Raw genomic sequence first — 26311 nt, 5'->3', positions numbered from 1 at the left:
ACGTGCCGCCCGGTCCGGTGACGGTGCCCTGGGGGCCGTTGGGCACGTCGGTCTCACCGCTGTAGCCGACGGAGGTGATGTTGGCCTGTACGGCGTTCTCGGCGGCGTCGGTGGGATAGCCGGAGACCATGACACCCTCGAAGAACGTGCCTCGGTTCCAGTTGCTGTTGTCGCCGCCGATGCCCAGGATGATGCCGCCCTCCTGGTGCATGGGCTGGTAGCCGCCCCGGGTGGGCAGTGCCCCGTCCCACCAGGTGGTCAACCCGCCGGACTGGGAGTTGCCGCCCTTGAGCGCGTATGTGGTCTGTCCGTTGTTCTTCAGGACGGCGGTGACGAAGGTCGACTTGTTGCCCAGGTTGGCGGTGTTGGAGCCGTTGTCGCCCTGGAACATGCCGTTCTCCAGGTCCGCCTCGATCCACGGGCCGGTCCCGGTGCAGGGGGCGAAGTAGCAGGTGGTGGCGATGGATACGGCGTCCATGTGCCCGTTGCCGGTATCGGCCGGGGTGCTTTCGGCGTTGCCGTAGTCGAAGCAGCAGGCGGAGCCGACGTGGGTGCCGCTGGCCACCATGTAGGCCCCTTCGGCCTGGCCGTTGACCGCGACGCCGGAGGCGACACCGGTGTAGCGGTAGCCGACGCCCGGCGAGACCCACAGACCGTAGACCTTGTGGCCGCCCGCCCTGACGGAGATCTCGGAGGCGTCGGCGCCGCGGTCGGCACCCGTGCCGGCGGTACCGGCGGGGCCGGGGTCAGGTCGTTGTGGCGGCCGCTCTGGTCGTAGATCTTCGTGATGCGGCAGCCGCCGCTGTTGGCGCAGAAGGTGTCCTGCGCCCCCGCGTTGGCGTGACCGCCTTGCGCGAGCAGGCCGATGTCGCTGGTGGCCCCGTCGGAGACGCGGGTCACCTGGTAGAGCGGTCCGTTGTACGAGGACAGCAGGGCGCGGGTGACACTGTGCGCGGCCACGCACGGGGTGCCGGCCGCGGCGTAGATGTCGCACGGGAGTGAACCGGCTGCCTGGGAGGCGGCGGGGAAACCGAGCAGGACGCCGAGGGCGAGGACGAGCGCGCTGAGTGCGGAGGCCGCGCACCGCAGGAGTTGTGGAACCGCTCTTGGCGAGCGCATGACAGTCCGAGGTGCGGGATGGGAACCGTGCATGGGAGTCCCTCCGGTGCTCGACGAGTGGGGGTGGGCGCACCGGTGGCCTGACGGTGCGTCTCTTCGATCGGCTCGCCCGGAACCTATGCACGCTGTTCGAGAGCGTCAATATTTGTTGCCTTTTTTGGTACGGACCAAAATGAAGGCGATTGTGTCGGCGGCCCAGTCGACCAGGGCGCGGGTCTGGTCGAGTGCGGCAGTGCGTGGGCCTTCCCGCGCGGCACCGTGATCACATGGAAGCCGCCGTAGCGGTTCGCCGACAGGTGTCAGGCAGGCTGTTCCGCCGACTCGTCCTGCTGGGCGGCAGGCTCGGCGGTCTCCGGGGTGGTGTAGAAGACGGACCTGCCTTGCTTGGTGCGCTGTGCCTGGTTCTTGGCCACGAGCCCTTCGAGTGTGAGGCGCACGATCTTGGCCTTGAACTCGCGCTCGGGATGCTGCTGTTGCAGAGAGTCCGCGATCTCGGCGGCGGAGCGGGGCTCGTTCAGCCCGGTCAGGTGTTCGCGCACGAGATCCACGAGCTTGGTCGAGGGCGACGGCGCGGCCGGTGACGCGGCGGCGCTCTTCTTGGCGGCCCGCTTACGGGCCGGGGCGGAGGACTTGCGGGCGCGGGCCTGCTTGCCCGTGGACGGGGCGGCCGATGTCTTCCGCTTGCGGGGAGAGGGCACCGCCGCGACGGCCTCCGGTTCCGGCTTCAGCTCCGGCTCCGGCTCGACGGGCGTGGCCGGGACTCCGAGAGCCTGCTGGATGTTCACCAGCACGGTCTGGTCCTGCTGCAGGGCGGACAACTGCGCCTGCAGTGCGTCGATCTCGCCCTGGACTCGCTCCTGCTCCTTGAGGTTGCGCTCAAGGTCGCCGGCCACCTGTGTGCTGTACTGCGAGGTCAACTCGGTGGTGTTGGTAGTGGTTTCGGACATGGTGCTCACACCCTTTCCCGGGCGCCACGGCCGGTGGGTAGCAGGCTGCGGCATGTGCGGAACTTCATGCGTGTGCTGTTCATCCTGATAACCAGGTTTGCGGCAGCGGTTACTGCTGCACACCTGTGTCCTAGCGATAGTACGGAAGACATGGGCATTGTTCTCCACCGCATGGCTGAAATCCAACAAACGGGTGTCTGGCAGTCGTCAGCGAGGGGAGCTGTGTGCAGCGTGGGCGTGCCCTGCCTGCATAAAGAACTCGCCCTGTTGCAGGGCGAGTTGGGTCGTGCGGGAGTCTGGTTCTTCAGTCCGGCCGCCATGCCCGCGCGCCGTCGGCGAAGAGCCCGCTGACTCGGGTGATCACCTCGTGTGCCTCGTTCACGATCCGTTCCACCAGATCCCCCGCAAGTGTGATGTCGCGCACCAGTCCCTGTGACAGGCCGACGGACCGGATGCCGGCTTCGAGGTCGCCGTCCTCGAAGACCCGGCGCCCGCGCGCACCGGCCACCAGCTGCTGGATGTCGGAAAACCTGCCCTGCGCCCAGCCCGACATCGACAAACGTGACCTCAAGCTGCGCGTCATCAGCTGGGGAGCCGCGCCCGCGAGCGACACGACGCTGCGAGCCATGGCGGAGAAGTTCCCCGACGCCCCCAACGTCGCGGTGTTCGGCCAGACCGAGACCTCACCCATCACCTGTGTCCTGCGGGGCGAGGAATCACTGCGCGAGCTCGGATCGGTTGGCCGGCCCATCCCCACCATCCAGTACCGCATCGTCGACGCGTCCATGAACGACGTCGCGGTCGGCGAGGCCGGCGAAATCATCTACCGCGGTCCCACCGTGACGCAGGGCTACTGGAACAAGCCCCAGGAGACCGCGGAAGCCTTCCACGGGGGTTGGTTCCACTCCTGGTCAGGCAGGACGAAGAGGGTTTCGTCTGGGTGGCCGACCGCAAGAAGGACATGATCATCAGCGGCGGCGAGAACATCTACTGCGCCGAGCTGGAGAACGTCATCGCCGAGCACCCCGCGGTCCTGGAGGTCGCGGTGATCGGCAGGCCCGACGAACGCTGGGGCCAAGTACCGGTCGCCGACGTCACGGTCGCACCGGAGACCGACCCGTCACTACGTCAACTCACCGCATTCCTCGACGGAAAGCTCGCCTCCTTCAAGCTCCCCAAGGCCCTCGTGCTCGTCCCCCAACTTCCCCGCAACGCGGGCGGAAAGGTCATCAAGAGCAAGCCGCGAGCCCAGGACGCGGCCGGACAGGACTGAGGGGGAGCTCGCGCCGCTCCTCCAGCAGAGTCGCGGGGGCCACGTGAGGCGGCCCTCGGCCCGAGCGACGCCCGCCAAGTCACCGACTCACACAGGCGCCGAGGCGACCGCACCTCACAAACCCCTTTGAGAGACATGCGGTCCACGGCAGGATGATCGTGGATCACCAGCCGTGTGAGAGGAAGTTCGAATGAGGCGGAACCGGCTCGGAAAGAGCGACGTGCAGGTCACGGAACTGGGCTTCGGAGGCGGTCCTCTAGGCGGCCTGTTCGCCCCGCTGGACGACGAGACCGCCGCGGAGGCACTCGAGGCGGCCTGGGACAGCGGAATCCGCTACTTCGACACCTCACCGCACTACGGGATCGGACACTCCGAACGCCGCATCGGCGGGTTACTGCGCGGCAAGCCGCGCGCGGAGGCGACCTTGTCGACAAAGGTCGGCAGGCTGCTGGTCCCGCAGGACCCGGCGGGCCGGATGGACGAGGTCTTCGCGGTGCCCGCCACCCACCGTCGAGTGTGGGACTTCTCGCGGGACGGGGTGCGGCGCAGCGTGGAGGACTCGCTCGAGCGCATGGGCGTCGACCGTATCGACCTGCTGCTTCTGCACGACGCGGAGGAGCACTTCGAGGATGCGTTGAACGAGGGCTTGCCGGCCCTCGCCGAGCTGCGCGCCCAGGGAGTGGTCGGCGCGATCGGCGCAGGCATGTACCACCCCGGCAAGCTGACCCGGCTGGTCGAGGAGTCGGACGTCGATGTGGTGATGCTGTCCGGCCGTTACACGCTCCTGGACCAGAGCGCCCTGGACGAGTTGCTGCCCGCATGCGTGGATCGAGGTGTCTCGGTTCTCGCGGCCTCGATCTTCAACTCGGGTCTGCTCGCCACGGCCCGCCCCTCGCAGGGGGCCACCTTCGACTACGCTCCCGCCGCTCCGCAGATGATCGAGCGCGCTCACCGCCTCGCAGACATCTGCGAAGCACATGGCCTGACACTCCCGGCCCTGGCCATGGCCTTCCCCCTGCTCCACCCGGCCGTCGCGGGCATCGTGGTCGGCATGCGCACCGCGGACGAAGTACGGCGCAACATAGCGGCCTTCACCTCGGAGATCCCGAACGGGGTCTGGGACGACCTGCGAGGCGAAGGCCTTCTGGACGAGCGGGCCCCGGCGCAGGCCTGACGAACGGCGAAAGCGGATCGTACGTGCCGCCGGTCAGGAAGCGAAGCCGGCGTGGAGGGCTCGGAGTGGCTTACGAATTGCAGGCGGTCATCGCGGGAGACGCGTTGCTGCGGGCCGCAACGCGGGAGGTTCCCGGGGCCCATGTGGTGTCCCTGCGCCAGGGTCTGGCACTCATGCCGATGACCTCTGGGGTCTTCGACGCCGTCACGGACGGCAGCGAAGGAGGAGCCCTGGGATTCTGGCGTCTGCCGGGCGGCTTCGACGCGCTCCTGGCCCACTGGTCCGCCACGGGCCCGGTGGCGTACGTGGAGGCCGAGTACTTTGGAGGCGTCGGCGAGCAACGAGCCGCCGTCTGGGCCGACGGAGCACTCGCGGCCGGCCCGCTGGACGTGCCGGCGAAGAGACGGTTCTCCCGAGCCGTCAGCCCCATCTCCCAGGCCCTCCAGCGGCTGGGAGCACGAGCGCACCCGGGCGAGGACGAGTTCGAGGCCGTGGGCCTGGACCGTCACCGCAGCAATGACGGATGGACCGCGTCGAGCGCCTCGTAGGCCTCGATCGGCATCCCCCGCGCCGCCGCACGCGAGAGCACCGGATGTCACCTCACCTGACCGGATTTCCGCTCCCGCACCCCCATCCACCCCCTGATCCATCCGGAAACGGGCACCCAACGGGCACGGATCAGTCGGCGAGCAGGCACCCGTTCCCCTTCCCTCGACGCGCTCCGCCCCGGCGAGCAGGGGAACCGTGCTCCGAAAAGCGGTCACATTCGGTCACGAACTTCGTTACGACGAACCTGGTCAGTAGCCGCTGTCCCCTTGTAGAAATTTGGCCACCAGAGCCCGAACGGGACGGGCTCCGGACTCGGCCCACTCGGGCACACATCGCGGAGCCGTGGAACGGAGGTGTCGTCGTGGACACCGAGGAACGAAGACGTGGAATCCTGGAGACGGCACGTCGTGACGGATCCGTCGACGTCGGGCAGCTCGCCGTCGAGCTGCAGGTCTCCAAGGAGACCGTGAGGCGTGACCTCAACGTGCTGGAGAGGCACGGGCTGGTCCGGCGCACGCACGGCGGCGCGCATCCCGTGGAGAGCGCGGGTTTCGAGACCACGCTCGCCTTCCGAACCACCATGCACGTCCCCGAGAAGTCCCGGATCGCGGCCGCCGCGGTCGCACTCCTGGGCGACGCCGAAACCGTCTACATCGACGAGGGCTACACCCCGCAGCTCATCGCCGCCGCCCTTCCCCGCGACCGGCCACTGACCGTGGTCACCGCCTCGCTGTCCACCGCCGGCGCCCTGGCATCCGCCGAGAACATCAACGTCCTGCTGCTCGGCGGGCGGGTGCGCGGCGGCACGCTGGCCACCGTCGACCACTGGGCCACCCGCATGCTGTCCGGCTTCGCCATCGACCTGGCGTACGTCGGCGCGAACGGCATCTCCCGCGAGTACGGACTCACCACTCCCGACCCCGCGGTCGGCGCCCTGAAGGCCGAGGTCATGCGGGTCGCCAAACGCCGGGTGTTCTCCGGCGTCCACACCAAGTTCGGTGCCGTCAGCTTCTGCCGTTTCGCGCAGGTCACCGACTTCGAGGCCATCGTCACCGACGCGGGACTGCACGGTTCCGAGGCCCGCCGCTACGCACTGCTGGGCCCCCAGGTCGTCCAGGCCTGACCCGCAGTCCACCTCTCACACATCCCACCCCGCAAGGCCAGGGCCTGGTTCCCCATGCCCTCGAACACCCCTGGAGTCAGTCATGCGTACACGGAGAACGATCCGACTTCTCGCCACGGCCACGGCCGCCGGCTCACTGCTGGTCGCCTGCAGCGGCGCGGGTGGTTCGTCGAGCTCGGGTGGCGGCGGCAAGAGCATCAACGTGCTGATGGTCGGCAACCCGCAGATGGAGGACATCGCCAAGCTGACCAAGAGCACGTTCACCAAGGACACCGGTATCAAGGTCAACTTCACGGTCCTGCCGGAGAACGAGCTGCGCGACAAGGTCACCCAGGACATCGCCACCCAGGCCGGCCAGTACGACGTCGCCACCATCGGCGCCTATGAGGTACCGATCTGGACCAAGAACGGCTGGCTGCACGAACTGGGCTCCTACGCCGACAAGGACACGGCCTTCGACAAGGCCGACCTGCTCAAGCCCATGGTGCAGTCACTGTCCGGCGCCGACGGCAAGCTGTACGCCCTGCCGTTCTACGGCGAGTCGTCCATGCTCATGTACAACAAGGACGTCATGAAGGCGAAGGGCGTCACGGTGCCCGAGCATCCGACCTGGCAGCAGGTCGCCGACATCGCGGCCAAGGTCGACGGTGCCGAGCCCGGCATGCGGGGCATCTGCCTGCGCGGTCTGGCCGGTTGGGGCGAACTCGGCGCGCCGCTGACGTCCGTGGTCAACACCTTCGGCGGTACCTGGTTCACGAAGGACTGGAAGGCGCAGGTCGACAGCCCCGCGTTCAGGAAGGCCACCAACTTCTACGTGGACCTGGTCAAGAAGCACGGCGAGGCCGGTGCGGCGCAGTCCGGCTTCACCGAGTGCCTCAACGCCATGAGCCAGAAGAAGGTCGCCATGTGGTACGACGCGACCAGCGCCGCCGGTTCGCTGGAAGACCCCGCCTCCAGCAAGATCGCCGGTCACGTGGGTTACGCCTATGCTCCGACCGTTCAGACCAAGAGCAGTGGCTGGCTGTGGGCCTGGGCGTGGGCGATGCCCAAGACCACCAAGAACGCGGATGCCGCGGCGAAGTTCATGCTGTGGGCATCCAGCAAGAAGTACGAGAACCTGGTCGGCGACAAGCTCGGCTGGGCCCGGGTTCCGTCCGGCAAGCGGGCCAGCACGTACGCCATTCCGCAGTACCAGAAGGCCGCCGGGTCGTTCGGTGACATCACGCTGAAGTCGATCGAGGGTGCCGACCCGGCCAACCCGGGCACCCAGCCGCGCCCGACGGTCGGCGTCCAGTACGTGGCCATCCCGGAGTTCCAGGACCTGGGCACGAAGGTCACCCAGGAGATCTCCGCCGCCATCGCCGGCAAGACCAGCGTGGACAAGGCCCTGAACGACGGCCAGAAGCTCGCCGCGGACGTCGCCAAGAACTACCAGAAGTGACCTTCATCGCCCGGCCGGCCCTCGCGTCGGCCGGGCACCGCTTCCCCCACCCCGGCCGTCATCGGCGGAGGAACCATCCATGACCACGCTCACCGCCCCACCCAAGACAGCATCGCCACCCGTCCGCCCACGCACATCCCCGCGTGCCGGCGCGTGGAAGCGCCGCATCCCGCTGCTGCCGGCGCTGATCTTCACGATCATCGTGACCCAACTGCCCTTCGTGGCCACGCTGGTGATCTCCACCCTTCAGTGGAACATCCTCAAGCCGGGCGAGAGGCACTTCGTCGGCCTGTCCAACTTCAAGTTCGTCTTCACCGACGAGCGGCTGCGCACCGCGGTCCTCAACACCGTCGTCCTCACCGCGTCGGTGGTGCTCATCAGCGTCGTCCTGGGCCTCGGTCTGGCCATGCTGCTGGACCGGCGGTTCCTCGGCCGGGGCCTGGCACGGACGATGCTCATCGCTCCGTTCCTGGTCATGCCGGTCGCGGCGGCACTGCTGTGGAAGCACGCGATCTACAACCCCGACTACGGCCTGCTCAACGGCACCCTGAACGCCGTATGGCGACTGTTCGGAGCCGCCAACGGCCCCACGGTCGACTGGGTTTCGTCGTATCCCATGCCCGCCGTCGTCATCTCCCTGGTCTGGCAGTGGACACCGTTCATGATGCTGATCCTGCTGGCGGGTCTGCAGGCCCAACCCGGTGACGTGCTCGAAGCGGCCCGCATGGACGGGGCGTCGGCGCTGCAGACCTTCCGCCACATCACGCTGCCGCACCTGCGCCAGTACATCGAACTGGGCGTCCTGCTCGGCACCATCTACGTCGTGCAGACCTTCGACGCGGTCTACACGATCACCCAGGGCGGCCCCGGTTCCCAGACCACCAACCTGCCCTACGAGATCTACCTGACCATGTTCCGCAAGTACGAGTACGGCCAGGCGGCCGCCGCCGGCGTGGTCGTCGTCCTCGGCTCGATCGTGATCGCGACCTTCGCGCTGCGCACCATCGCGTCGCTGTTCCGCGAGGAGGTGTCCCGATGACCGCTCACACGGCAGTCGCCGCCCCCGGGGCGAGGTTCAAGAAGATCCTGCGCCGCAAGGACGACCATGGCGGCGCCCCCCGGCTCTCCCCGCTGTGGACGTTCGTCGCCTGGCTGGCCACGCTGGCGTTCTTCGCACCGGTGGCCTGGATGGTGCTCACCTCCTTCCACCGGGAGGCGGACGCGGCGACCAACCCGCCGACTCCGTTCGCGCCGCTCACCTTCGACCAGTACAAGCTGCTGTTCAGCCGGGACATCACCCCGTTCCTGCTCAACTCGGCCATGGCCAGCATCATCTCCACGATCCTGGTGCTCGCCCTGGCGGTGCCGACGGCCTACGCGCTGTCCATCAAGCCGGTGCGCAAGTGGACGGACGTGATGTTCTTCTTCCTGTCCACCAAGTTCCTGCCGGCCATCGCGGCCCTGCTGCCGGTGTACCTGATCGTCAAGGACGCCGGGATGCTCGACAACGTCTGGACACTGATCGTCCTCTACACCGCCATGAACCTCCCCATCGCGGTGTGGATGATGCGCTCCTTCCTCGCCGAGGTCCCCAAGGAGATCCTGGAGGCCGCCGAAGTCGACGGCGCCAACCTGCTCACCGTGCTGTGGCGGATCGTCGCCCCCGTCGCCATGCCCGGACTCGCCGCCACCGCGCTGATCTGCTTCATCTTCAGCTGGAACGAGTTCATGTTCGCGGTCAACCTCACCGCGACCAACGCCTCCACCGCGCCGGTGTTCCTGGTCGGCTTCATCACCAGCGAAGGCCTCTTCCTCGCCCGGCTCTGCGCCGCCGCCACCCTCGTCTCCCTGCCCGTGCTCATCGCCGGTTTCGCCGCCCAGGACAAACTGGTCCGCGGCCTGTCCCTAGGAGCAGTCAAGTGAAAGCCGCCGTCATCGAAGCCCCCGGCCAGGTCACCGTCACCACGGTGCCCGACCCCACCCCCGGGCCGCGCGAAGTCGTGGTCGACGTGGCGGCCTGCGGACTGTGCGGAACGGATCTGCACATCCTTCAGGGGGAGTTCGCACCGACCCTCCCGGTCGTCCCGGGCCATGAGTTCGCCGGCGAGGTCGTCGGCCTCGGCAGCGAGGTCACCGAACTCGCCCTCGGCGACCGGGTCGCCGTCGACCCCTCGCTGTACTGCAATGAATGCCGCTACTGCCGGGCCGGCCGCAACAACCTGTGCGACCGCTGGCAGGCGATCGGCGTGACCGTGGCGGGAGGCGCCGCCGAGTACGCGGTGGCACCGGTCGCCAACTGCGTACGGCTGCCCGAGCACGTGGACGTCCAGGACGCGGCCCTGATCGAGCCCCTGTCCTGCGCCGTGCGCGGCTACGACGTCCTCAACAGCAGACTTGGCGCGCACGTGCTGATCTACGGCAGCGGGACGATGGGTCTGATGATGCTGGAACTCGCCAAGCGCACCGGCGCCGCCTCCGTGGACGTCGTCGACCTCAACCCGGAGCGACTGGCGACCGCCGAGAAGCTGGGCTGCTCCCGAGCAGCGGCGAACGCCGACGAGTTGGACCATCCTCAGGGCTGGGACGTGGTCGTCGACGCGACCGGCAACGCCGCCGCGATCCAGGACGGCCTGGAACGCGTCGCCAAGGCCGGCACCTTCCTGCAGTTCGGCGTCTCGGACTACGCGACCACGGCCACCATCTCGCCGTACCGCGTCTACAACCAGGAGATCACCATCACCGGTTCCATGGCCGTCCTGCACAGCTACGAGCGGGCCGCGGAACTCTTCGCCACCGGAGTACTCGACCCCCAGATCTTCATCAGCCACCGCCTGCCCCTGACCCAGTACCCACAGGCGCTGGAACAGTTCGCGTCGGGCCTGGGCCGCAAGATCGTCGTACTGCCGTAGCCCCTGGTCGCACAGGTATGGTGTCCCACCTGTGCGACCAGGTGGGGTGGAACGTTGGCCGACGTAGTGCGTGTCATGGAGGCGCTGGCCGAGCAGGGCGTCACGGTGATGTTCAAGGCGGATGCGGAGCGCATGCGGGACGGAACGAGGCCTTGGAGCTTCGTCGTGAGCGGCGCTCCTTTCCACGACGCCCTGCTCATACGCACTGACGCCGCTTCCGTCGAAGCCTGCCTGGACACCTGCCTGCCGCAGTTGCGCGAGCGCGGACTGATCATCCCTGAGTGAGTTCTCCCCGACAGACCGTCAGGGCTTCAGCTCCCGCGGTATGCCGAGCGGGCCGGATGCACATCGTCCCGAGGTCACGCCTCCTGCTTCGCGTCGATCTCGGCGATCAGTGCCTCGATGCGCTTGCGGATCTCGTCTCGGATGGGGCGTACGGCCTCGACGCCCTTGCCCGCCGGGTCCTCAAGGGCCCAGTCGAGGTAGGTCTTGCCGGGGAAGACCGGGCAGGCATCGCCGCAGCCCATGGTGATGACGTAGTCGGACGCCTGGACGGCCTCCGTGGTCAGGATCTTCGGCTTGGCCGCGGAGATGTCGACGCCCACCTCCCGCATGGCCTCGACCGCGGCCGGGTTGACCTGGTCACCGGGGACGGAGCCGGCGGAGCGGACCTCGATCCGGCCGCCCGCGAGGTGGTCGAGGAATCCGGCGGCCATCTGCGAACGGCCGGCGTTGTGGACGCAGACGAACAGCACGGACGCGAGCGGGCTGGAGGTCATCGTTCTTCCTTCGTCGGTGGACCAAGAACGCACGCGGGGCCGGATGACGGGGCGATGCGGGTCGGACGGATCAGTGCTGGCTGGTATCAGTATCGAATGATGTGACAGTATCAGCCCATGATGACGCCGGTCGACACTGATCTGATGCGGGTTCTGGCGGACCCGCTGCGCCTGCGGATCGTCACCCTGCTGGCGCGGGAGACCCTCTGCAGCACCCACCTCATCGAGGAGACCGGTGCGAAGCAGACCAACCTCTCCAACCACTTGAGAGTGCTGCGTGAGGCCGGGGTCGTGGAGACCGAACCGTGCGGCCGGTACCTGTACTACAAGCTGCGCCCCGACGTCATCGCCTCGCTCGCCGGCCAGTTCGCCGAACTGGCCGAGTCCGCTCGCCGCGCCGCCGACAACAAGAGGGCCTGCCCGTGACCCGCACACAGACCACGACCGCCGGGGAGTCCTCGGTCGTCGCGAAGCTGTCGACGCTCGACCGCTTCCTCGCCGTCTGGATCCTGGCCGCCATGGCCGCCGGCCTCGGACTCGGCCGGGCCGTCCCCGGCCTGAACGACGCCCTCGCCGAGGTCGAGATGGGCGGCGTCTCCCTGCCGATCGCCCTCGGCCTGCTGGTCATGATGTACCCGGTCCTGGCCAAGGTCCGCTACGACAGGCTCGACGCCGTCACCGGTGACAGGCGGCTCATGATCTCGTCGCTGGTCATCAACTGGCTGATCGGCCCGGCCGTGATGTTCGCGCTGGCGTGGATCTTCCTGCCGGACCTTCCCGAGTACCGCACCGGCCTGATCGTCGTAGGGCTCGCCCGCTGCATCGCCATGGTCATCATCTGGAACGACCTCGCATGCGGTGACCGCGAGGCGGCCGCCGTGCTCGTCGCGCTCAACTCGGTCTTCCAGGTCCTCGCGTTCGGCCTGCTCGGCTGGTTCTACCTCGAACTGCTGCCCGGCTGGCTGGGATTGGGCGACGGCCGGCACCTGGACATCTCCATGGGGAAGATCGCCCTGAACGTCGTCATCTTCCTCGGTGTCCCGCTGCTGGCCGGTTTCCTCACCCGCCGTATCGGCGAACGGAAGCTGGGCCGCGAAGGGTACGAGACGCGCTTCCTGCCGCGGATCGGCCCCTGGGCGCTGTACGGCCTGCTCTTCACGATCGTCGTCCTCTTCGCCCTGCAAGGAAAGACGATCACTTCGCGGCCCCTGGATGTGGCCCGCATCGCCCTGCCGCTGCTGGCCTACTTCGCGATCATGTGGTTCGGCACCTTCGCCCTGGGCAAGGCCATCGGCCTGGCCTACGACCGCACCGCCACCCTCGCCTTCACCGCCGCGGGCAACAACTTCGAGCTGGCGATCGCGGTCGCCATCGCCACCTTCGGCGCCACCTCCGGCCAGGCGCTGTCCGGCGTCGTCGGCCCGCTGATCGAGGTGCCCGTCCTGGTCGCGCTCGTCTATGTCTCCCTCGCCTGGCGGCGCAGGTTCGCGGCCGCCCGGCAGCTCACGCTCGCACCGCAGGAGGGCTGACAGTCACCCGGCGTGCGTGGCTTCCTGCTCAGGCTCCGGACGACGGAATGGTCAGCAGCCTGCCCATCGTGGCCAGGACGGACGGCTCGACCCGGTAGTAGACCCAGGTACCACGCCGTTCGGAACTGAGCAGACCGGCGTCCTTGAGCTTCTTCAGATGGTGGGACACGGTCGGCTGCGAGACCCCGACGTCGGAGATGTCGCACACGCACGCCTCGCCGCCCTCGTGCGAGGCGACCGCGGAGAACAGCCTCAGCCGTACCGGATCACCGAGGGCCTTGAACATGCGCGCGGCGGTCTCCGCCTCGTCCGCGGTGAACGGACGCTCGGTGAGGGGCGGGCAGCACGGCGCCGCTTCCTCCCCGGCGACGGTTTCCAGCAGCGGCAGCGCCTTGGTGTTCGACATGCATCTATGTTGACACATGTCGAACCAGGAGGGGTGATTAGATGAATGTCTATGTTGACGTCCGTCGAATCAGTTGGCATGCTGGCCGCGTACTCATCGACGAACGTCGAAGCAAAGGGGAATCCCGTGGCTGTGCCCATCACCAGCCTGCCCACGTCCGAGCAGCCGCCAGTCGTGGTCGTCGGCGCCGGACCCATCGGTCTGGCCGCCGCTGCCCACCTCGTCGAGCGCGGCATCGAACCGCTGGTCCTCGAGGCCGGACCCTCCGCCGGTACCGCCGTACGGGCCTGGGCGCATGTCCGGCTGTTCTCCCCGTGGGCCGAGGTCACCGACCCCGCCGCCGAGAAGCTGCTCGCCCCGACCGGCTGGACCCGCCCCGACGGTGCCACGTATCCGACCGGCGGCGACTGGGCCGAGAAGTATCTGCAACCGCTCGCCGACGTCCTGGGAGACAAGGTCCGCTACGGCACCACGGTCACCGGCGTCGCCCGCGCGGGCCGTGACCGCATCGTCGACTCCGGCCGCGACGAGCAGCCCTTCACCGTGCACATCCGCACCACGGACGGCCGCGAGGAGCGGATCACCGCCCGCGCCGTCCTCGACGCCTCCGGCACCTGGTCCACGCCCGGTCCGATGGGCGCGGACGGACTGCCCGCCCTCGGTGAGAAGGCCGCCGCCGACCGGATCTCCTACCGTGTCCCCGACCTGGGTGACCCGTCCGTGCGCGCCCGGTACGCCGGCAAGCGGACCGCTGTCGTCGGCTCGGGCGCCTCGGCGTTCACCGCCCTCGCCCTCCTCGCCGACCTGGCCGAGGAGGCCCCCGCCACGCACGCGGTGTGGATCCTCCGGCGCGGCATCGGCACGGACACCTACGGCGGCGGCGCGGCCGACCAGCTCCCCGCGCGCGGCGCCCTCGGGCTGCGGGCCAAGGCCGCCGTCGACAACGGACACGCCGGCGCGGCCACGGGCTTCCGCATCGAGGCCGTCGAGCGCGCCACCGACGACCGGCTGGTCCTGGTCGCCGAGGACGGCCGCCGTCTCGACCCGGTCGACGAGGTGATTGTCCTGACCGGCTTCCGACCCGACCTGTCGTTCCTCTCCGAGATCCGTCTGGGCCTGGACGAGCGCCTGCAGGCCCCGACGGCGCTCGCCCCGCTGATCGACCCGAACGTCCACTCCTGCGGCACGGTCTATCCGCACGGCGTCAACGAGCTCTCCCATCCCGAGCAGGGCGTCTACCTGGTCGGCATGAAGTCCTACGGCCGTGCCCCCACGTTCCTCGCGATGACCGGCTACGAGCAGGTCCGCTCCGTCACCGCCGCCATCGCCGGCGACCGCGAGGCCGCCGAGCGCGTCGAGTTGACCCTGCCCGAGACCGGCGTATGCGGTGGCGCGGGCCTGTTCGACGACCCCGACGCCGCCCAGGGCGGCGAAGGCGGCGGATGCTGCGGAGCCCCGGCCACGCTCCGGATCGGCCTCGGCGCCCCGGCCACCTCCGGCGGCTGCTGACCCGCCGCGCTCCCACCGGCCGTCATCCCCCGCGGGCAACGCCGCGGCGACCCCACGCAGGGCGGGTACTCGCCGCCTGACGGCCACGGCGTCCGACGACCGCGTACGGACGCCAGGAAGGGGGAGAACATGGCTGCCGACCGGCCCCAGGTCCTCGTCTTCGACGTCAATGAGACGCTCAGCGACCTCACGCCGCTGCGCGGTCGCTTCGAGGACGTCGGCGCTCCGGGGCATCTGCTGCCGACCTGGTTCGCCGGGGTGCTGCGGGACGGTTTCGCCCTGACGGCCGCCGGTGCCTATGCGGACTTCATGTCCCTGGCCCATGACGGGCTGCGGACGCTGCTGTCCGGGCTGGGGGAGTGGACGGGAGATGAAGAGGCCGCGGCCAGGCACATTCTGGATGGCTTCTCCCAGCTGGACGTTCACCACGATGTGCCGGACGGCGTACGGAAGTTGAGCAAGGCGGGGTATCGGCTGACCGCGATGACCAACGGCAGCGTCGCCGGGACCGAGCGGTTGCTGGACAGGGCGGGAGTGCTGCACTGCTTCGAGGCCCTGTCGGACGTCAGCGGCCCACGCTGCTGGAAACCGGCACCGGCCGCCTACCGGTACGCCGTCGAGCGGGTCGGCGTTCGGCCCGAGCAGGCGATGCTGGTCGCCGTGCACCCGTGGGACATCGACGGGGCACGGCGAGCGGGACTGCATGGAGCGTGGCTGCGGCGCGGCGCCTCCGTGTACCCGCGGACGATGACCCCGCCCAGCCGCAGCGCGCAGGACCTGCGGGAGCTCGCGGACGCACTGGCCGTCGCCCGGCAGGAAGGCGGAGACGTCCACGGAGAGGCGGGCTGACTCCTCCGGCGTGCCATCGCCTGCATCCGGCCGACGGCCGACCGGCGAAACCAGACACGTAGTGCCAGGTCGTCGACGGAATCGGGAGGCGGGGCATGGACCTACGAGGCGCACGGATTCTGGTGCCCGGTGCCGGCGGGGAGATCGGGGCGGCGTTCGCCGTCCGTCTGCACGCCCTCGGCGTCCGCACGGCGCTGGCCGGTCGTAACCGCGAGGCCCTCACTCGTGTCTCGGCGGCGTGCGAGCACGTACCCGCCCGCGCCTTCGAGGCGTGGGACGCCGATTCCTGTGCGAAGACCGTCGACTGGGCGGCCGCGGAGCTGGGCGGCCTGGACGGTGTCGTCGTGTGCGTCGGAGTTGCCGCCTTCGGGCCCGCCGGGGAGGTGGAGGACGCGGTCGCCGGTCGCGGCGGCCGGCCTGTCGAGGCCGCAGGGCGAGCCCGTGAGCGTTCTGTACGCTCCCGGCCTCCAGGTGCGGTTCGGCACGCCGGTGCCGCTGCCTGCGTCGGGCAGGCCGCTGGGCTGACCCGGCGCCGGGCATGTGGCGTCACGAACGGCGGCCGGGGCCGAGCGCCATGGGGCGAGTGATCCGGCCGACCCGACGGCGGCGGACGCACTCCGGCAGGACCTGCACCGGGTGTTCGTGGCCGACCGGCTCGTCGAGCGCGCGGACACGGTCGTCGGTATCCCCGGACGCGGCGGTACACGGGAACTGGTCCGCCACTTCCCCGGCCTCTCCCGCCTCAACGAGGGAAGCGGACCGAGCGCGCCGCCCGAGGGCATTGCTCCCTACCGCCCCGCATCCGACGAGGACGACCGGCGCCGCGCGGTACTGGAGCGGCTCTACCGGGACGGCACACGCCCCGACGCCCTTGACCCCCGGGACCGTGAACTGCCCGTGCTGCTGTGCGTGGGCCGACTGCACCCGGTCAAGCAGCAGGACCTGCTGGTCCGGGCCTGGCTGGTGACGGACACCTGGCGCACCACGACCCTGGTCCTCGTCGGCGGCAGCCCCGGCGCCGGCACGGCCGTCGAGGACGACATCCGCCGCCGTATCGACACCCTGCTCGCAGGCCGCCGGACGCCTGGCCCTGCTCCCCGCCCTGCCGAATGCCGAAGTACGCCGCCTGCAGCGTGCCCTGCGGCAGCGCACGGCCGACCTGCTGCTGGTACGTGTGCCCGAGCGCGAAGGAGGAGTTCGGGATCGCGGTGCTGGAGGCGATGGACTCGGGACTTCCCGTCGCCGGCCCGCGCCGCGGCGGCGTCGCGTACTACCTCCGCGACCAGGTCAACGGCATCCTGATGGACACCTCCGGCCAGGCCGGGCTGATGCGGGGGTTGCGGCGTATCGCGGCCACCTCCGCCGACGACCGACGTCGCTACGCGGCCGCGAGCGGGAAGCTGGTGGCCGAACGGTTCTCCGTGGCACGCATGGCGGACGAGCCGGCCGCCGAGTATGGCGCCGTGCGCACGCGCTGACGAGCGGGGCGAGGGGTCGACATGGGGGCGCGAGGCACGAAGGCGCGACTTCACCACATCAAGGTGTCCGGCCCGCCCTTGAACGGCCCCCGCACCTCCGAGGTGATCCAGCCGCCGTAGAAGTCGCCCTCCTGCGCCGTGACGACCTCGCCCGCGACCGTGCAGCGGTCCATGCGGCTCGGGTAGAAGGCGAGGAAGTCGGTGAGGATCGCGTACTCCGGCTCGGGACGGGGATAGCTCCAAGCGGCCCGAGCGCGTACCTCCTCTCCCACGGTGACGTCCCAGTACCGGGCCGCGCCCTTCCACTCGCACCAGGTCCGGCCCGAGACTGATGGAATCAGAAGTTCCGTACGGACGTCCGCCGGAGGGATGTAGAACACCGGGGGATGACTGGTCTCCAGTACCTGGACCGCCCTCCGGGTGTCCGCCACCACCTCGCCTGCGCATTCGACCCGCACGTGGCGGTCGTCCTCGCGTACGGCGGGCGGTCGCGGGTAGTCCCAGACCGACTCGGGCGGTCGCGGCGCGGAACGCGGCGTCGGACCTTCGGGCAGCGGGTCCAGGTACACCTCGTCCTCGTAGCACCAGGCCCACTCCTGGCCGCGTGCCAGGGAGCGTGCCACCGGGTGTCCGCTGGAGTCGAAGTGCGTCGTGGCGTGAGCGCCGGGGGAGCTGTCGCTGCAACCCACGTGACCGCAGGTCAGGCAGAGCAGCAGAGCGGCCGGCGTACGTCCGCGCGCCGCGCAGGACGGGCACGTCCCGCTCAGCGGCGTCGGATCGGCGGCCCAGATGTGGGAACAAGGCTTCCCCGAGGGCCGCCCGCCGTCGGGCCGGGGCGTCCACTTCGTCATCGGTGATCACCGGCCGGTGCAGTGCTGTTCACGGTCTCTCCTCTGCCGTTCCTGTCCTCGCCTCTTGCTTCACCCCCACCCCGTGCCGGGGATGCAGACCGTGAGCATCTGTGAAGCACCACGAGCACGTTGGACTTGCCATGGAGTGCGCTCCAAGTCATAGCGTCGAGGACGTAACCGCGCACAGGGACCAGGAAAGGCTGGGACACGACATGCAGAAGCGTAGTCTGCGGGAATTGCAGGTATCGGCCATCGGCCTGGGGTGCATGGGCATGTCCGCCTTCTACGGGTCCACCGACGAGGACGAGGGCATCGCGACCATCCGACACGCCCTCGACCTCGGGGTGGACTTCCTCGACACCGCGCAGATGTACGGGCCGCTCACCAATGAGTCCCTCGTCGGCGAGGCGATCCGGGGTCATCGTGACGAGTATGTGATCGCGACGAAGTTCAACTACCGGATGGACGACGCCGTGCCGGGCGACATCAGCACGGTCGGCCCGCAGGACGGCTCGGCGGAGCACGTCCGCAGTTCGGTCCACGGCTCCCTGAAGCGTCTGGGGACCGACCACATCGACCTGTACTACCAGCACCGGGTCGACCCGAACGTGCCCATCGAGGAGACCGTCGGCGCGCTGGGGGAACTGGTCGCCGAGGGCAAGGTGCGCCACATCGGGCTGAGTGAGGCGAGCGCGCAGACCATCCGGCGCGCTCACGCCGTACACCCGGTCACGGCCGTGCAGAGTGAGTACTCGCTGTGGTCGCGGGACGTGGAGGCCGAGGTGCTGCCCGCCTGCCGGGAGCTGGGCATCGGCTTCGTCCCGTACTCGCCGCTCGGCCGCGGTTTCCTCGCCGGACGGTTCTCCTCGCCGGACGAGCTGGACTCCAACGACTGGCGCCGCCAGAACCCCCGCTTCCAGGACGCCAATCTGGAGGCGAACCTGCGACTGGCGGCGAAGGTCAAGGAGATCGCCGCCGAGAAGGACGTGACGCCGGCTCAGCTGGCCATCGCGTGGGTGCTGGCGCAGGGCGAGGACCTGGTGCCGATCCCGGGCACCAAGCGCCGCACCTACCTGGAGCAGAACGCCGCGGCGGTCGACATCATCCTGACGAAGGACGATCTGGCTCGCATCGACGCGGAGCTGCCCGAGGCCGCCGGTGACCGTTACGACGAGGCGGGCATGCGGTCCGTCAACCGGTAGACGAAGAGCGCCGACTGAGCGCGTGCACGCGCCCCTCATCGACCTCCTGAACGCCTGACGGCACGCGGTGAGGCGCCCAGTTCCCGGTGGCACGTCTTGTTGAACGCCTGCAGGTCGGGGATGCCGACGGTCGCGGCGATCGCCGGGATGGCGAGCGTCGAGGCGATCAGGAGGTGCCGGGCGCGTTCCATCCGGCGGCGCCGGACGTAGCCGACGACGGTGAGTCCGGTGTCCTTGCGGAACAGGCGGGTGAGCTGGGTGTGGGAGATCCCGGCGGCACGGGCGATGTCCGGGACGCTCAACTGCTCCGCCAGATGCTGCTCGATGTGGGCCATGGCGGTCCGCAGGGCGGGATGCCGGGCTCCCTCCCCGGTACCGGAGGCGCGGGCCAGGGTGGTCAGGCGCCACAGCATGGTCCAGAGTTCCGCCGCGGCGCGGGTGGGGGAGTGGGAGCCCGCGGCCACCGTCTGCCGCAGCATCGCGGTGAGGATCGCGGCATCCGCTCCCGCGTCCTGCATCGCAGGGATCCGGCGCCGCTCTCCGTCTCCGGGCAGCGCGAAGTGGGCGTACAGGTGCTGGGAGGGCGTGCGGTCGTAGTGGAAGTGGACCTCTGTGGCGGGCGGTACGAGGCTGACGTGTCCGGGGCGGATCGGATGCCGGAAGCCGTCGAACTCCAGGGTGCCGGAGTAGGTGTACAGATGGAGCTGCCACAGGTGCGGCAGCCGGAACACCTCGTGCGGCCCCGCGTGGCCATGGATGCCCACACCCGCGTTCTCCACGTGCGGAGGCAGGTCGAGGGTCAGCTCGACGGAGTGTGTCATGGCGGAAAATTACCAGTGATCGCCGATTACAGCCCACGACGAGCAAGCCGTCTCTTCCTACGGTTGCCGTATGCCAACCACACGACAACTGCTGAGCTCTGCCCAGGTGGCGCGGTTCGTGGCACAGGGCTTCCTGCGCCTGGACGGCGTCGTGCCCCGTGAGCTGAACGAGGAGGCGTTCGGCGTCTTCGCCGAGGGACTGCCACCGGTTCCGTACGGCACCGCTGTGCCGAAGGCGTTCCCCGTGGGATCCTTCGCCCGGCGGCTCGTCGAACTGCCGTCGGTCGCGGGCGCTTTGGAGAGCCTGGTGGGCCCCGATCCCACGGTCGACCACCACTTCGTGCACACCCGTCAACCGCATGAGGGCAGCGCGCAGCCCTTGCACGCCGACGCCCTCATCGACCTGCGGACCGACGCCTTCGACGTGCAGCTGATGTACTACCCGCAGGAGGTCACCGCGGACATGGGCGGCACGCTCGTCGTCCCGGGCAGCCATCTGCGCCGCACCAACGAGTCGGACACCGGCCGTTACCAGAACCTGCGCGGCCAGAGCCGGCTGACCTGCCCGGCCGGCACGGTCCTGCTGCTGCACCACGGCGTCTGGCACGGCGGCCGCCGCAACGACAGTGACACCGTCCGCCACATGTACAAGATCCGTTTCAACCCGACCGTGCCGCAGACACGGCTGTGGGACACCACAGACCTCCAAGGCCCGGCTGTCCGCGAGGAGTTGGGACGGACCTTCCCCTGGTACGAAACGGCCACCGGCCGTCTGGAGATCCACAACCGGATCAGGCTCTGGCGGGTCCTGTGCGGTGACCCGGACTTCGACATCGAGTACTGGGCCACCCGGATCTCGAACCGACCTGCGCAGAGGAGCCACGCGTGACCAGTTCGAACACGGTACGGCAGCAGGTCCTCGTCCTGTACCTGGACACTTCCGCACTCGACTCCCCGGTCATCGGATGGGCACGTTACGACGGCACCGGCACGACCCGGCCCACCACCGGAGACGAGGACCAGCCGCCGTACGAGACCGGTGTCGCCGCACTCCAGGACGGCTGGCGTCTCTTCCAGGCCGCCCAGCTGATCCCGCCGTACCCGGGGGCGGAGCACGAGACGTCGTTCCTCAAGCACGAGTTCTTCTTCGAGCGACTGGTGACGGTGTGAGCCGGGCACGGCGGTGAGGTGTCGGGCGCGGTGCTCTGACGCCGGCCGGGGCGTCAGAGCACCGCGGCAGGGTCAGCCGGTGGGTTGGCCGAACCAGCGGTGGAGGTGGGCGTCGAGGTCTCGCTGGTCGTCTCCGATCCAGGCGACGTGACCGTCCGGGCGCAGCAGGACGCACGGGACGTCCAGTGCCGCGGTGGGATCCGCGAGGTGGTCGACCCGGTCCGACCAGCCGCCGGTGCTCAGGCGTTCGGTGCGGTCCAGCAGCAGACCGCGGCCGCGGCGCAGCAGATCGTAGAGGCGCCCCTGTTTCACGTCGATGTCCCGCAGGCGGCGGCCGACCAGGTCGGGGCCCGCACCGAAGTCGTAGCGGATGTCGATCGCGGTGATCTTCTCGATCAGGTAGCGGTTCACCTCGTCGAAGTCCATCAGTTCGGTGAGCAGCCTGCGCACGGCCTGCGGGCCGGGCTCGGTGGAGTGCAGTTCCATCTGGGCGCGGGTGTTGTCGAGCACGTCCTCGGCGACCGGACGGCGTTCGGCCTGGTAGGTGTCCAGGAGTGTTTCCGGCGCCCAGCCGCGGATCTGCGCCGCCAGTTTCCAGCCGAGGTTGAACGCGTCCTGGACGCCCAGGTTGAGCCCCTGTCCGCCGGTGGGCGGGTGGATGTGTGCCGCGTCGCCGGCCAGCAGCACCCGCCCGACCCGATAGCGCTCGGCCAGCCGCGTGGCATCGCCGAAACGGGACATCCAACGCGGGGAGTGCACGCCGAAGTCGGTTCCGGCGACGGCGCGCAGCTGTTGCCTGAAGTCCTCGAGCGTGGGCGGTTCCGCGCGATCGCCGACGTGCGCGGCGGGCACCACGACACTGAAGACCCCTTCGCCGACGGGCCGTAGCCAGAACCGCTGATGGGTCTCGCGGATCTCGCTCACCTTGGCGGCGATCTCCTCGTGCGGCACACCCACTTCCAGCTCGCCCATCAGCGTCTCGGTGCGCGAGGGCTCGCCGGGGAAGCCGACGCCGAGCAGTTTGCGTACGGTGCTGCGGCCGCCGTCACAGCCGACGAGCCAGCGCGAACGCAGCCGTTCGCCGTCGGTCAGCTCGACGGTCACGCCCTCGTCGTCCTGCTCCAGACCGACTACCGCACAACCGCGCCGGACTTGGGCACCCAGGTGGACCGCGTGTTCCTCCAGGAGGCGGACGACGGTCGGCTGCGGCATCCCCAGCAGATAGGGGTGCGCGGAATCCAGGTCCTTGGGGGCGGGTTTGGCGATGGCGGCGAAGAAGCCGGCGGCCGGACGCCGCCGTCCGTGGGCGAGCATGCGTTCCAGGAGCCCGCGCATGGCCATCAGCTCGACAGTGCGCACGTGCAGACCGACGATGCGGGCGAAGGACACGGGCTCGGTTTCCCGCTCCACAACGAGTACCCGCACGTCGTGCAGCCGTAGTTCGGCAGCCAGCATCGCGCCGGTCGGCCCGCATCCCGCAATGATCACGTCGTACATGAGGGGCTTGAAGTCCACTGGTGTTGCCTTTCGGGAGTGCCTTGTGGTGGAGGCGCTCCCGGCGACACTCACGTCAGTCGCCGGCCGTGACCACAAGGGGGAGCACCCACGTCGATACAGCGTTCATGGGTCTCACCTCCTCGGGCGGTGTCACGGTCCACCGCAAGCTACAAGCCCCGGCATCGGCCGTCCAACGCTTTTCGCAGCGCGGCTGAGTCGGGGCCCGGAGAACGAACGCCTCCGGGCCCCCACGGCGTCGTTCGCCGATCACTTCAGGTTGAGCACCTCTCCGGTGGACACCTTCCGCGAGGTGGTCGTCGTGCCGGGGAAGTACCAGCGCCAGCTGCCTGCCGCCGTGACGGTGACCTTGGTGGCCAGCTTCCCCGCGTCGCCCGTCGTCACGGTCTTGACCGTGCTGTAGTGGGCGGCGCCCTTCTGCCGGAACTGGAGCCTGACCTGCTGACCGGTGAACCCGTGGTACTTGAGGTCCTCCCAGTTGGCCCGCGAGAGCTTGCCGGTGACGGTCACCGTGGAGCCCTTGGCGACCGACTCGGGTGCGATCACTGTCGGGAGCTGAACGGCCCGCTTCACCTTGTACTCGGCGATGTGGTCGGAGATCCAGTAGTCGCCGTCCTTCGCCTTGACGGTAGCGTTGACCTGCCAGACGCCGGCGACCTTGTTGCTGTCGGTGTCGTCGCTGTCGGCGATCCAGGCGGGGTCGATGGTCATCGTGGCCCGGCACACCGAGGTGGTCGCGCTCTTCTTCGTGCAGGACGAGTCGCCGTCCCACGTCGCGAACGACCAGCCGTTCGTCATGTTGAAGGTGCTGACGTGGGTGAGTCCCTTCACCCCCGAGTCGTCCTTGACGGTGATGTCGATCGGGTAGCGGATCGTCCTCGACGTACCCACGATGACGTTGCCGCCGCCGTTGACCACGGTCTTCACCACCCGGACGTCGCCCCGCCCCTCGGCGTGGGCGCCGGTCGCGGTGGCCAGCACCAGAGCCACCGCTCCGCCGGCCGCGGCCCAGGCTGTTCTGCCTCTCATAATCCTCCCCTTGTCGTGCGCGTGCCAAGAGAGGCTATGCGACCACAGAACCGTTCCCGCCCATGAGGTCGGCACTGTGCCGGTCTGTCTGGCTCGGCGCGTCGACGGTCCTGCGTCGGCGGCCACTTCGTCGGTTTCACTGGCGCATCCCCCTTCACAGCAGCTACACACGGCGTGCGAAGATTCCGTCGCCCGGTACGTACATCGCTGTGCCGGCAGAGGGGAAAATCGAGTGAAATCAAGGAAACTGAGCCGCAGACGGCGTCACGTGACCATAGTGACGGCGGCCGCCGCATCGGTGGTCGCCGGTGCGGCGCTGCTGCCCAACTGGAGTGCGGGCGCCGCGGTCGGGGCCGACCAGCCGACCGTGGACCCGGCGACCAAGGCCACCTTCCAGCGGCTGGCCGACGCGGTCTTCACCGAGCGCACGGACGCTCTGCTGGACAGCGGCAAAGGGCGGCGCACGCCGCTGTCGTCCCGCTTCTCCGGCGATGTGAGCATGTCCTCCACGCTGTCGGACGACGAGAAGACCGCTCTGTCCCAGCTGCGCAACCGTAAGTCCCGTCTGCAGGCGCTCGGTGAGACCTACAGCGCGGGCAACACCAAGGTCTCGCTGGACCGGACGGTCGTCCGAGGTCGGCATGCCACGGTGCAGGTCACCGAGACGACCACGCTGACGTACAAGAAGGTCGGCGGGGAGAAGGTCAGCGGCAACGAGCCGAAGACGACCGGCTTCCAGGCTCACCACAAGCTGACCTTCACGGCCGACTCCAACGGCAACTGGCAGCTGTCGAACATCCGGGAGACCGACGCGGGCTACCTCGCGGTCAACCAGCCGGCCAAGCCGTCCATCAAGGCGGCGCCGACCACGGCCGACGACAACATGCCCTCGGCTACGCGTTCCGCCACCACGTGGCCCGCGCCCGCGAACCCGAAGAACTTCTCCGCCACCGGCTACGACTACAAGGCGATGGCCGCGTACGCGGAGAAGTACTGGAGCAACTACAACCCCGCGTACCCGAACTTCAACGGCCAGGGCGGCGGAGGCGACTGCACCAACTTCGTCAGCCAGTCGCTGAAGGCGGGCGGCTGGAAGCACGTTCCCGGCTACGTGTACGACTACACGAAGTGGTTCGGCAACTCCGACATCCAGTCGGACTCGTTCGTCGGCGTCAACGAGTTCTCCTGGTTCGCGCTGAACTCGAAGCGGGCCACCAGCCTTGCCAACGTCTACCAGCTGGACGTCGGCGACGTGCTGCAGATGGACTTCGACAAGGACGGCTCCAAGGACCACACGATGATCGTCACCTACCGCAGCCCGCAGGGGGTGCCGTACGTGACGTACCACTCCACCAACACCTTCCGCAGGTCGGTGGCAAGCATCGTCGCGTCGTACCCGAACGCGGCGTACTACGCCTACCGGACCTGACCGGCGCGTGACCGGGGACCGGGCGACCGGTCCCCGACCCCGCACCACACAAGTCCCGAATCTTCGGGCCCGGCATGAGGATGCTGGTCGGACCTGCCGTGCGGTTCCTCCTGCCGGCCCGGCATCGAGTTCGGCTCACTGAGCGCCGATCAACTGACCGCCGCCGAGCACGTGTTGAAGGTGGCCCTGGGCTCGGGCAAGGACACCGGCTACGAGCACGTCCTGCAGACCCCCAAGGCCGACGACGTCCTGGCCTCGGCGGAAGCCACCGGCTCGGCCTCGACAGCCCCCTCGGCCACCGACTCGGCCTCGGCGGATCCGAGCGCGACGGCCACCGACCTCCCGACCGGCCCCCCGCCCTCCGGCGGCACCGGCGGCGGCCAGGGAGGCTTCTCGTACGGCAGCGGCTCCTACTGCCTGGCCTTCCTGGGCAGCACGTCGAAGTCCGGCACCTGGCAGCTGCACTTCGGCGGGCCACCACCTCTCGCCGTGAACATCACCCACCCGACCACGACCGCCGGCAAGGCATGGCGCGTCGGCATCGGCGCGATGCACCTGAGCCGCACCCGGCAGACGGCCACCGGCCCGTACCGCGAGCCGACCGTCCGGGCCGCGCTCACCACGCCCGCCGGCGCGGACGTACGCCGCACCTTCGGCTACGACGTCATCCTCCGCCAAGTCGTCACGCACGTCACGCTGGTAACGGACCGTCAGGACTGAGCGGCCGGGCAGGTCGACGGCACGGGCGTCACGCAGGTCGGCAGCATCGAGCTCGACGTCCGGCACATGAAGGTCCCGCCGCTGAAGGTCGATCTCGGGGCCGGCGGCACGTGGCGCTGCTTCGTGGCGATGGCCGAACTCGGCGGCAACCACATCCTCACCGGCACCGATCATCTGCTGTTCCTGCTGATCCTCCTCCTGTCGGCCCCCCCTGGCCGCCGGCAGGGGCGGTTGGAACGGCCTGGTGAGCGCTCGCACGGCGCTTGCCCGTATCGGCCGTACCACGCTCGCCTTCACCGTGGGCCACTCGGTCGCCCTGGCCGCGAGTTCTCTGGGCCGCCTCGACATCCCCGGACGGCCGGTGGAGGTTCATCGCTGTCAGCATCCTGGTGGGTGCGGTCCACGCCATCCGCCCCCTGTTTCCCGGCAGGGAGGCGACCGTGGCCGGCGTCTTCGGTCTGGGCCACGGCATGGCCTTCTCCTTGGTGC

At 69.3% G+C, this 26311-nt stretch carries 29 protein-coding genes and 2 pseudogenes; 21 read left to right on the top strand and 10 right to left on the bottom strand.

The window, feature by feature from the left end; translation table 11 throughout:
* Positions 1-118: 118 nt before the first annotated feature.
* The 3 genes and pseudogenes from FBY22_RS45295 to FBY22_RS21695 form a co-directional block, all read right to left on the bottom strand.
* A pseudogene (locus tag FBY22_RS45295) lies at positions 119-1119 on the bottom strand (arabinofuranosidase catalytic domain-containing protein); the annotation flags it as partial.
* A 299-nt stretch (positions 1120-1418) separates the two neighbouring features.
* On the bottom strand, positions 1419-2066 hold the full coding sequence (locus tag FBY22_RS21700; protein ID WP_142148411.1) for a hypothetical protein: 648 nt from the start codon (positions 2064-2066) through the stop codon (positions 1419-1421).
* A gap of 304 nt (positions 2067-2370) precedes the next feature.
* Positions 2371-2694, bottom strand: a complete 324-nt coding sequence (locus FBY22_RS21695) for a hypothetical protein (RefSeq protein ID WP_174267222.1) — start codon at positions 2692-2694, stop codon at positions 2371-2373.
* On the opposite strand from FBY22_RS21695, the gene FBY22_RS45790 reads away from it, so the two are divergent.
* From FBY22_RS45790 to FBY22_RS21650, 10 genes are all read left to right on the top strand, one after another.
* Positions 2585-3031 (top strand): AMP-binding protein, encoded by a 447-nt coding sequence (locus FBY22_RS45790; RefSeq protein WP_313905446.1) that lies wholly within the window; start codon positions 2585-2587, stop codon positions 3029-3031. The genes FBY22_RS21695 and FBY22_RS45790 overlap by 110 nt on opposite strands.
* Entirely contained in the window at positions 3007-3339 is a 333-nt protein-coding gene (locus tag FBY22_RS45785) for an AMP-binding enzyme (RefSeq protein WP_313905445.1), read from the top strand. Before FBY22_RS45790 ends, FBY22_RS45785 begins: the two co-directional genes overlap by 25 nt.
* Before the next feature lie 190 nt (positions 3340-3529).
* Positions 3530-4513: an aldo/keto reductase gene (locus FBY22_RS21685; protein WP_142148407.1), complete on the top strand. Its 984-nt coding sequence runs from the start codon at positions 3530-3532 to the stop codon at positions 4511-4513.
* A 65-nt stretch (positions 4514-4578) separates the two neighbouring features.
* A complete protein-coding gene (locus FBY22_RS21680) occupies positions 4579-5061 on the top strand; it encodes a hypothetical protein (protein ID WP_222127817.1) in 483 nt (160 codons plus the stop codon).
* A 362-nt stretch (positions 5062-5423) separates the two neighbouring features.
* On the top strand, positions 5424-6185 hold the full coding sequence (locus tag FBY22_RS21675; protein WP_142148405.1) for a DeoR/GlpR family DNA-binding transcription regulator: 762 nt from the start codon (positions 5424-5426) through the stop codon (positions 6183-6185).
* Positions 6186-6267: 82 nt separating this feature from the next.
* Complete coding sequence (locus tag FBY22_RS21670) at positions 6268-7626, top strand: sugar ABC transporter substrate-binding protein (protein WP_142148403.1); 1359 nt, start codon at positions 6268-6270, stop codon at positions 7624-7626.
* A 79-nt stretch (positions 7627-7705) separates the two neighbouring features.
* On the top strand, positions 7706-8665 hold the full coding sequence (locus FBY22_RS21665) for a carbohydrate ABC transporter permease (protein ID WP_142143657.1): 960 nt from the start codon (positions 7706-7708) through the stop codon (positions 8663-8665).
* Positions 8662-9549, top strand: coding sequence for a carbohydrate ABC transporter permease (locus FBY22_RS21660; protein ID WP_142148401.1), 888 nt, complete (start codon positions 8662-8664; stop codon positions 9547-9549). The genes FBY22_RS21665 and FBY22_RS21660 overlap by 4 nt, the downstream gene beginning before the upstream one ends.
* Entirely contained in the window at positions 9546-10535 is a 990-nt protein-coding gene (locus FBY22_RS21655; RefSeq protein ID WP_142148399.1) for a zinc-dependent alcohol dehydrogenase family protein, read from the top strand. The genes FBY22_RS21660 and FBY22_RS21655 overlap by 4 nt, the downstream gene beginning before the upstream one ends.
* Positions 10536-10610: 75 nt before the next feature.
* On the top strand, positions 10611-10820 hold the full coding sequence (locus FBY22_RS21650) for a hypothetical protein (protein ID WP_174267231.1): 210 nt from the start codon (positions 10611-10613) through the stop codon (positions 10818-10820).
* Between the two features lie 74 nt (positions 10821-10894).
* Here the strand turns inward: FBY22_RS21650 and FBY22_RS21645 are convergent, their stop codons facing one another.
* Entirely contained in the window at positions 10895-11314 is a 420-nt protein-coding gene (locus tag FBY22_RS21645) for an arsenate reductase ArsC (RefSeq protein ID WP_142148395.1), read from the bottom strand.
* A gap of 117 nt (positions 11315-11431) precedes the next feature.
* Between FBY22_RS21645 and FBY22_RS21640 the strand changes: the two genes are divergently transcribed.
* Together FBY22_RS21640 and arsB are read left to right on the top strand one after the other, a co-directional pair.
* Positions 11432-11740 carry a helix-turn-helix transcriptional regulator gene (locus FBY22_RS21640; protein WP_142148393.1) on the top strand — a complete coding sequence of 103 codons (309 nt, stop codon included), beginning with the start codon at positions 11432-11434 and terminating at the stop codon, positions 11738-11740.
* Positions 11737-12843, top strand: a complete 1107-nt coding sequence (gene arsB, locus FBY22_RS21635) for an ACR3 family arsenite efflux transporter (RefSeq protein ID WP_142148391.1) — start codon at positions 11737-11739, stop codon at positions 12841-12843. The genes FBY22_RS21640 and arsB overlap by 4 nt, the downstream gene beginning before the upstream one ends.
* 28 nt (positions 12844-12871) lie before the next feature.
* Here the strand turns inward: arsB and FBY22_RS21630 are convergent, their stop codons facing one another.
* On the bottom strand, positions 12872-13249 hold the full coding sequence (locus tag FBY22_RS21630) for a helix-turn-helix transcriptional regulator (RefSeq protein ID WP_142148389.1): 378 nt from the start codon (positions 13247-13249) through the stop codon (positions 12872-12874).
* Positions 13250-13294: 45 nt separating this feature from the next.
* Between FBY22_RS21630 and FBY22_RS21625 the strand changes: the two genes are divergently transcribed.
* From FBY22_RS21625 to FBY22_RS21610, 4 genes are all read left to right on the top strand, one after another.
* A complete protein-coding gene (locus tag FBY22_RS21625; RefSeq protein ID WP_174267230.1) occupies positions 13295-14758 on the top strand; it encodes an FAD-dependent oxidoreductase in 1464 nt (487 codons plus the stop codon).
* 129 nt (positions 14759-14887) lie between these two features.
* Positions 14888-15607, top strand: a complete 720-nt coding sequence (locus FBY22_RS21620; protein ID WP_142148385.1) for a haloacid dehalogenase type II — start codon at positions 14888-14890, stop codon at positions 15605-15607.
* 95 nt (positions 15608-15702) lie between these two features.
* Entirely contained in the window at positions 15703-16194 is a 492-nt protein-coding gene (locus FBY22_RS46025) for an SDR family NAD(P)-dependent oxidoreductase (RefSeq protein ID WP_142148383.1), read from the top strand.
* 522 nt (positions 16195-16716) lie between these two features.
* The gene (locus FBY22_RS21610) at positions 16717-17085 is read left to right on the top strand and encodes a glycosyltransferase (protein WP_142148381.1); all 369 of its coding nucleotides are present in this window, start codon (positions 16717-16719) and stop codon (positions 17083-17085) included.
* A gap of 50 nt (positions 17086-17135) precedes the next feature.
* On the opposite strand, the gene FBY22_RS44595 is transcribed toward FBY22_RS21610, so the two are convergent.
* Together FBY22_RS44595 and FBY22_RS44590 are read right to left on the bottom strand one after the other, a co-directional pair.
* On the bottom strand, positions 17136-17654 hold the full coding sequence (locus FBY22_RS44595) for a DUF427 domain-containing protein (RefSeq protein WP_399212525.1): 519 nt from the start codon (positions 17652-17654) through the stop codon (positions 17136-17138).
* Positions 17652-17936 (bottom strand): annotated as a pseudogene (locus FBY22_RS44590) (UBP-type zinc finger domain-containing protein); the annotation flags it as partial. The gene FBY22_RS44595 and the pseudogene FBY22_RS44590, both read right to left, overlap by 3 nt.
* Before the next feature lie 212 nt (positions 17937-18148).
* Here FBY22_RS44590 and FBY22_RS21600 point away from each other — a divergent pair.
* On the top strand, positions 18149-19138 hold the full coding sequence (locus tag FBY22_RS21600; RefSeq protein ID WP_142148376.1) for an aldo/keto reductase: 990 nt from the start codon (positions 18149-18151) through the stop codon (positions 19136-19138).
* 35 nt (positions 19139-19173) lie between these two features.
* Here the strand turns inward: FBY22_RS21600 and FBY22_RS21595 are convergent, their stop codons facing one another.
* Positions 19174-19959, bottom strand: a complete 786-nt coding sequence (locus FBY22_RS21595; RefSeq protein WP_142148374.1) for a helix-turn-helix domain-containing protein — start codon at positions 19957-19959, stop codon at positions 19174-19176.
* Positions 19960-20029: 70 nt separating this feature from the next.
* Here FBY22_RS21595 and FBY22_RS21590 point away from each other — a divergent pair, with 70 nt between their 5' ends.
* Positions 20030-20848 carry a phytanoyl-CoA dioxygenase family protein gene (locus FBY22_RS21590; RefSeq protein WP_174267229.1) on the top strand — a complete coding sequence of 273 codons (819 nt, stop codon included), beginning with the start codon at positions 20030-20032 and terminating at the stop codon, positions 20846-20848.
* On the top strand, positions 20845-21129 hold the full coding sequence (locus FBY22_RS21585) for a hypothetical protein (RefSeq protein ID WP_142148372.1): 285 nt from the start codon (positions 20845-20847) through the stop codon (positions 21127-21129). The genes FBY22_RS21590 and FBY22_RS21585 overlap by 4 nt, the downstream gene beginning before the upstream one ends.
* A 72-nt stretch (positions 21130-21201) precedes the next feature.
* Here FBY22_RS21585 and rox read toward each other — a convergent pair whose 3' ends face one another.
* Both rox and FBY22_RS21575 read right to left on the bottom strand, forming a co-directional pair.
* Positions 21202-22626: a rifampin monooxygenase gene (rox, locus tag FBY22_RS21580; RefSeq protein ID WP_142152434.1), complete on the bottom strand. Its 1425-nt coding sequence runs from the start codon at positions 22624-22626 to the stop codon at positions 21202-21204.
* A gap of 267 nt (positions 22627-22893) precedes the next feature.
* A complete protein-coding gene (locus FBY22_RS21575) occupies positions 22894-23673 on the bottom strand; it encodes a hypothetical protein (RefSeq protein ID WP_142148370.1) in 780 nt (259 codons plus the stop codon).
* Positions 23674-23941: 268 nt separating this feature from the next.
* Here FBY22_RS21575 and FBY22_RS21570 point away from each other — a divergent pair, with 268 nt between their 5' ends.
* Both FBY22_RS21570 and FBY22_RS21565 read left to right on the top strand, forming a co-directional pair.
* Positions 23942-25102, top strand: coding sequence for an amidase domain-containing protein (locus FBY22_RS21570; protein ID WP_260845054.1), 1161 nt, complete (start codon positions 23942-23944; stop codon positions 25100-25102).
* A 93-nt stretch (positions 25103-25195) separates the two neighbouring features.
* The gene (locus tag FBY22_RS21565) at positions 25196-25822 is read left to right on the top strand and encodes a DUF3500 domain-containing protein (protein ID WP_142148366.1); all 627 of its coding nucleotides are present in this window, start codon (positions 25196-25198) and stop codon (positions 25820-25822) included.
* The last annotated feature ends 489 nt before the right edge of the window (positions 25823-26311 follow it).

Source organism: Streptomyces sp. SLBN-31, assembly GCF_006715395.1.
In the GTDB taxonomy this organism is placed as follows: domain Bacteria; phylum Actinomycetota; class Actinomycetes; order Streptomycetales; family Streptomycetaceae; genus Streptomyces.
Note: the sequence above shows the minus strand (reverse complement) of the source record. Positions and strands in the feature narration are given on the sequence as shown.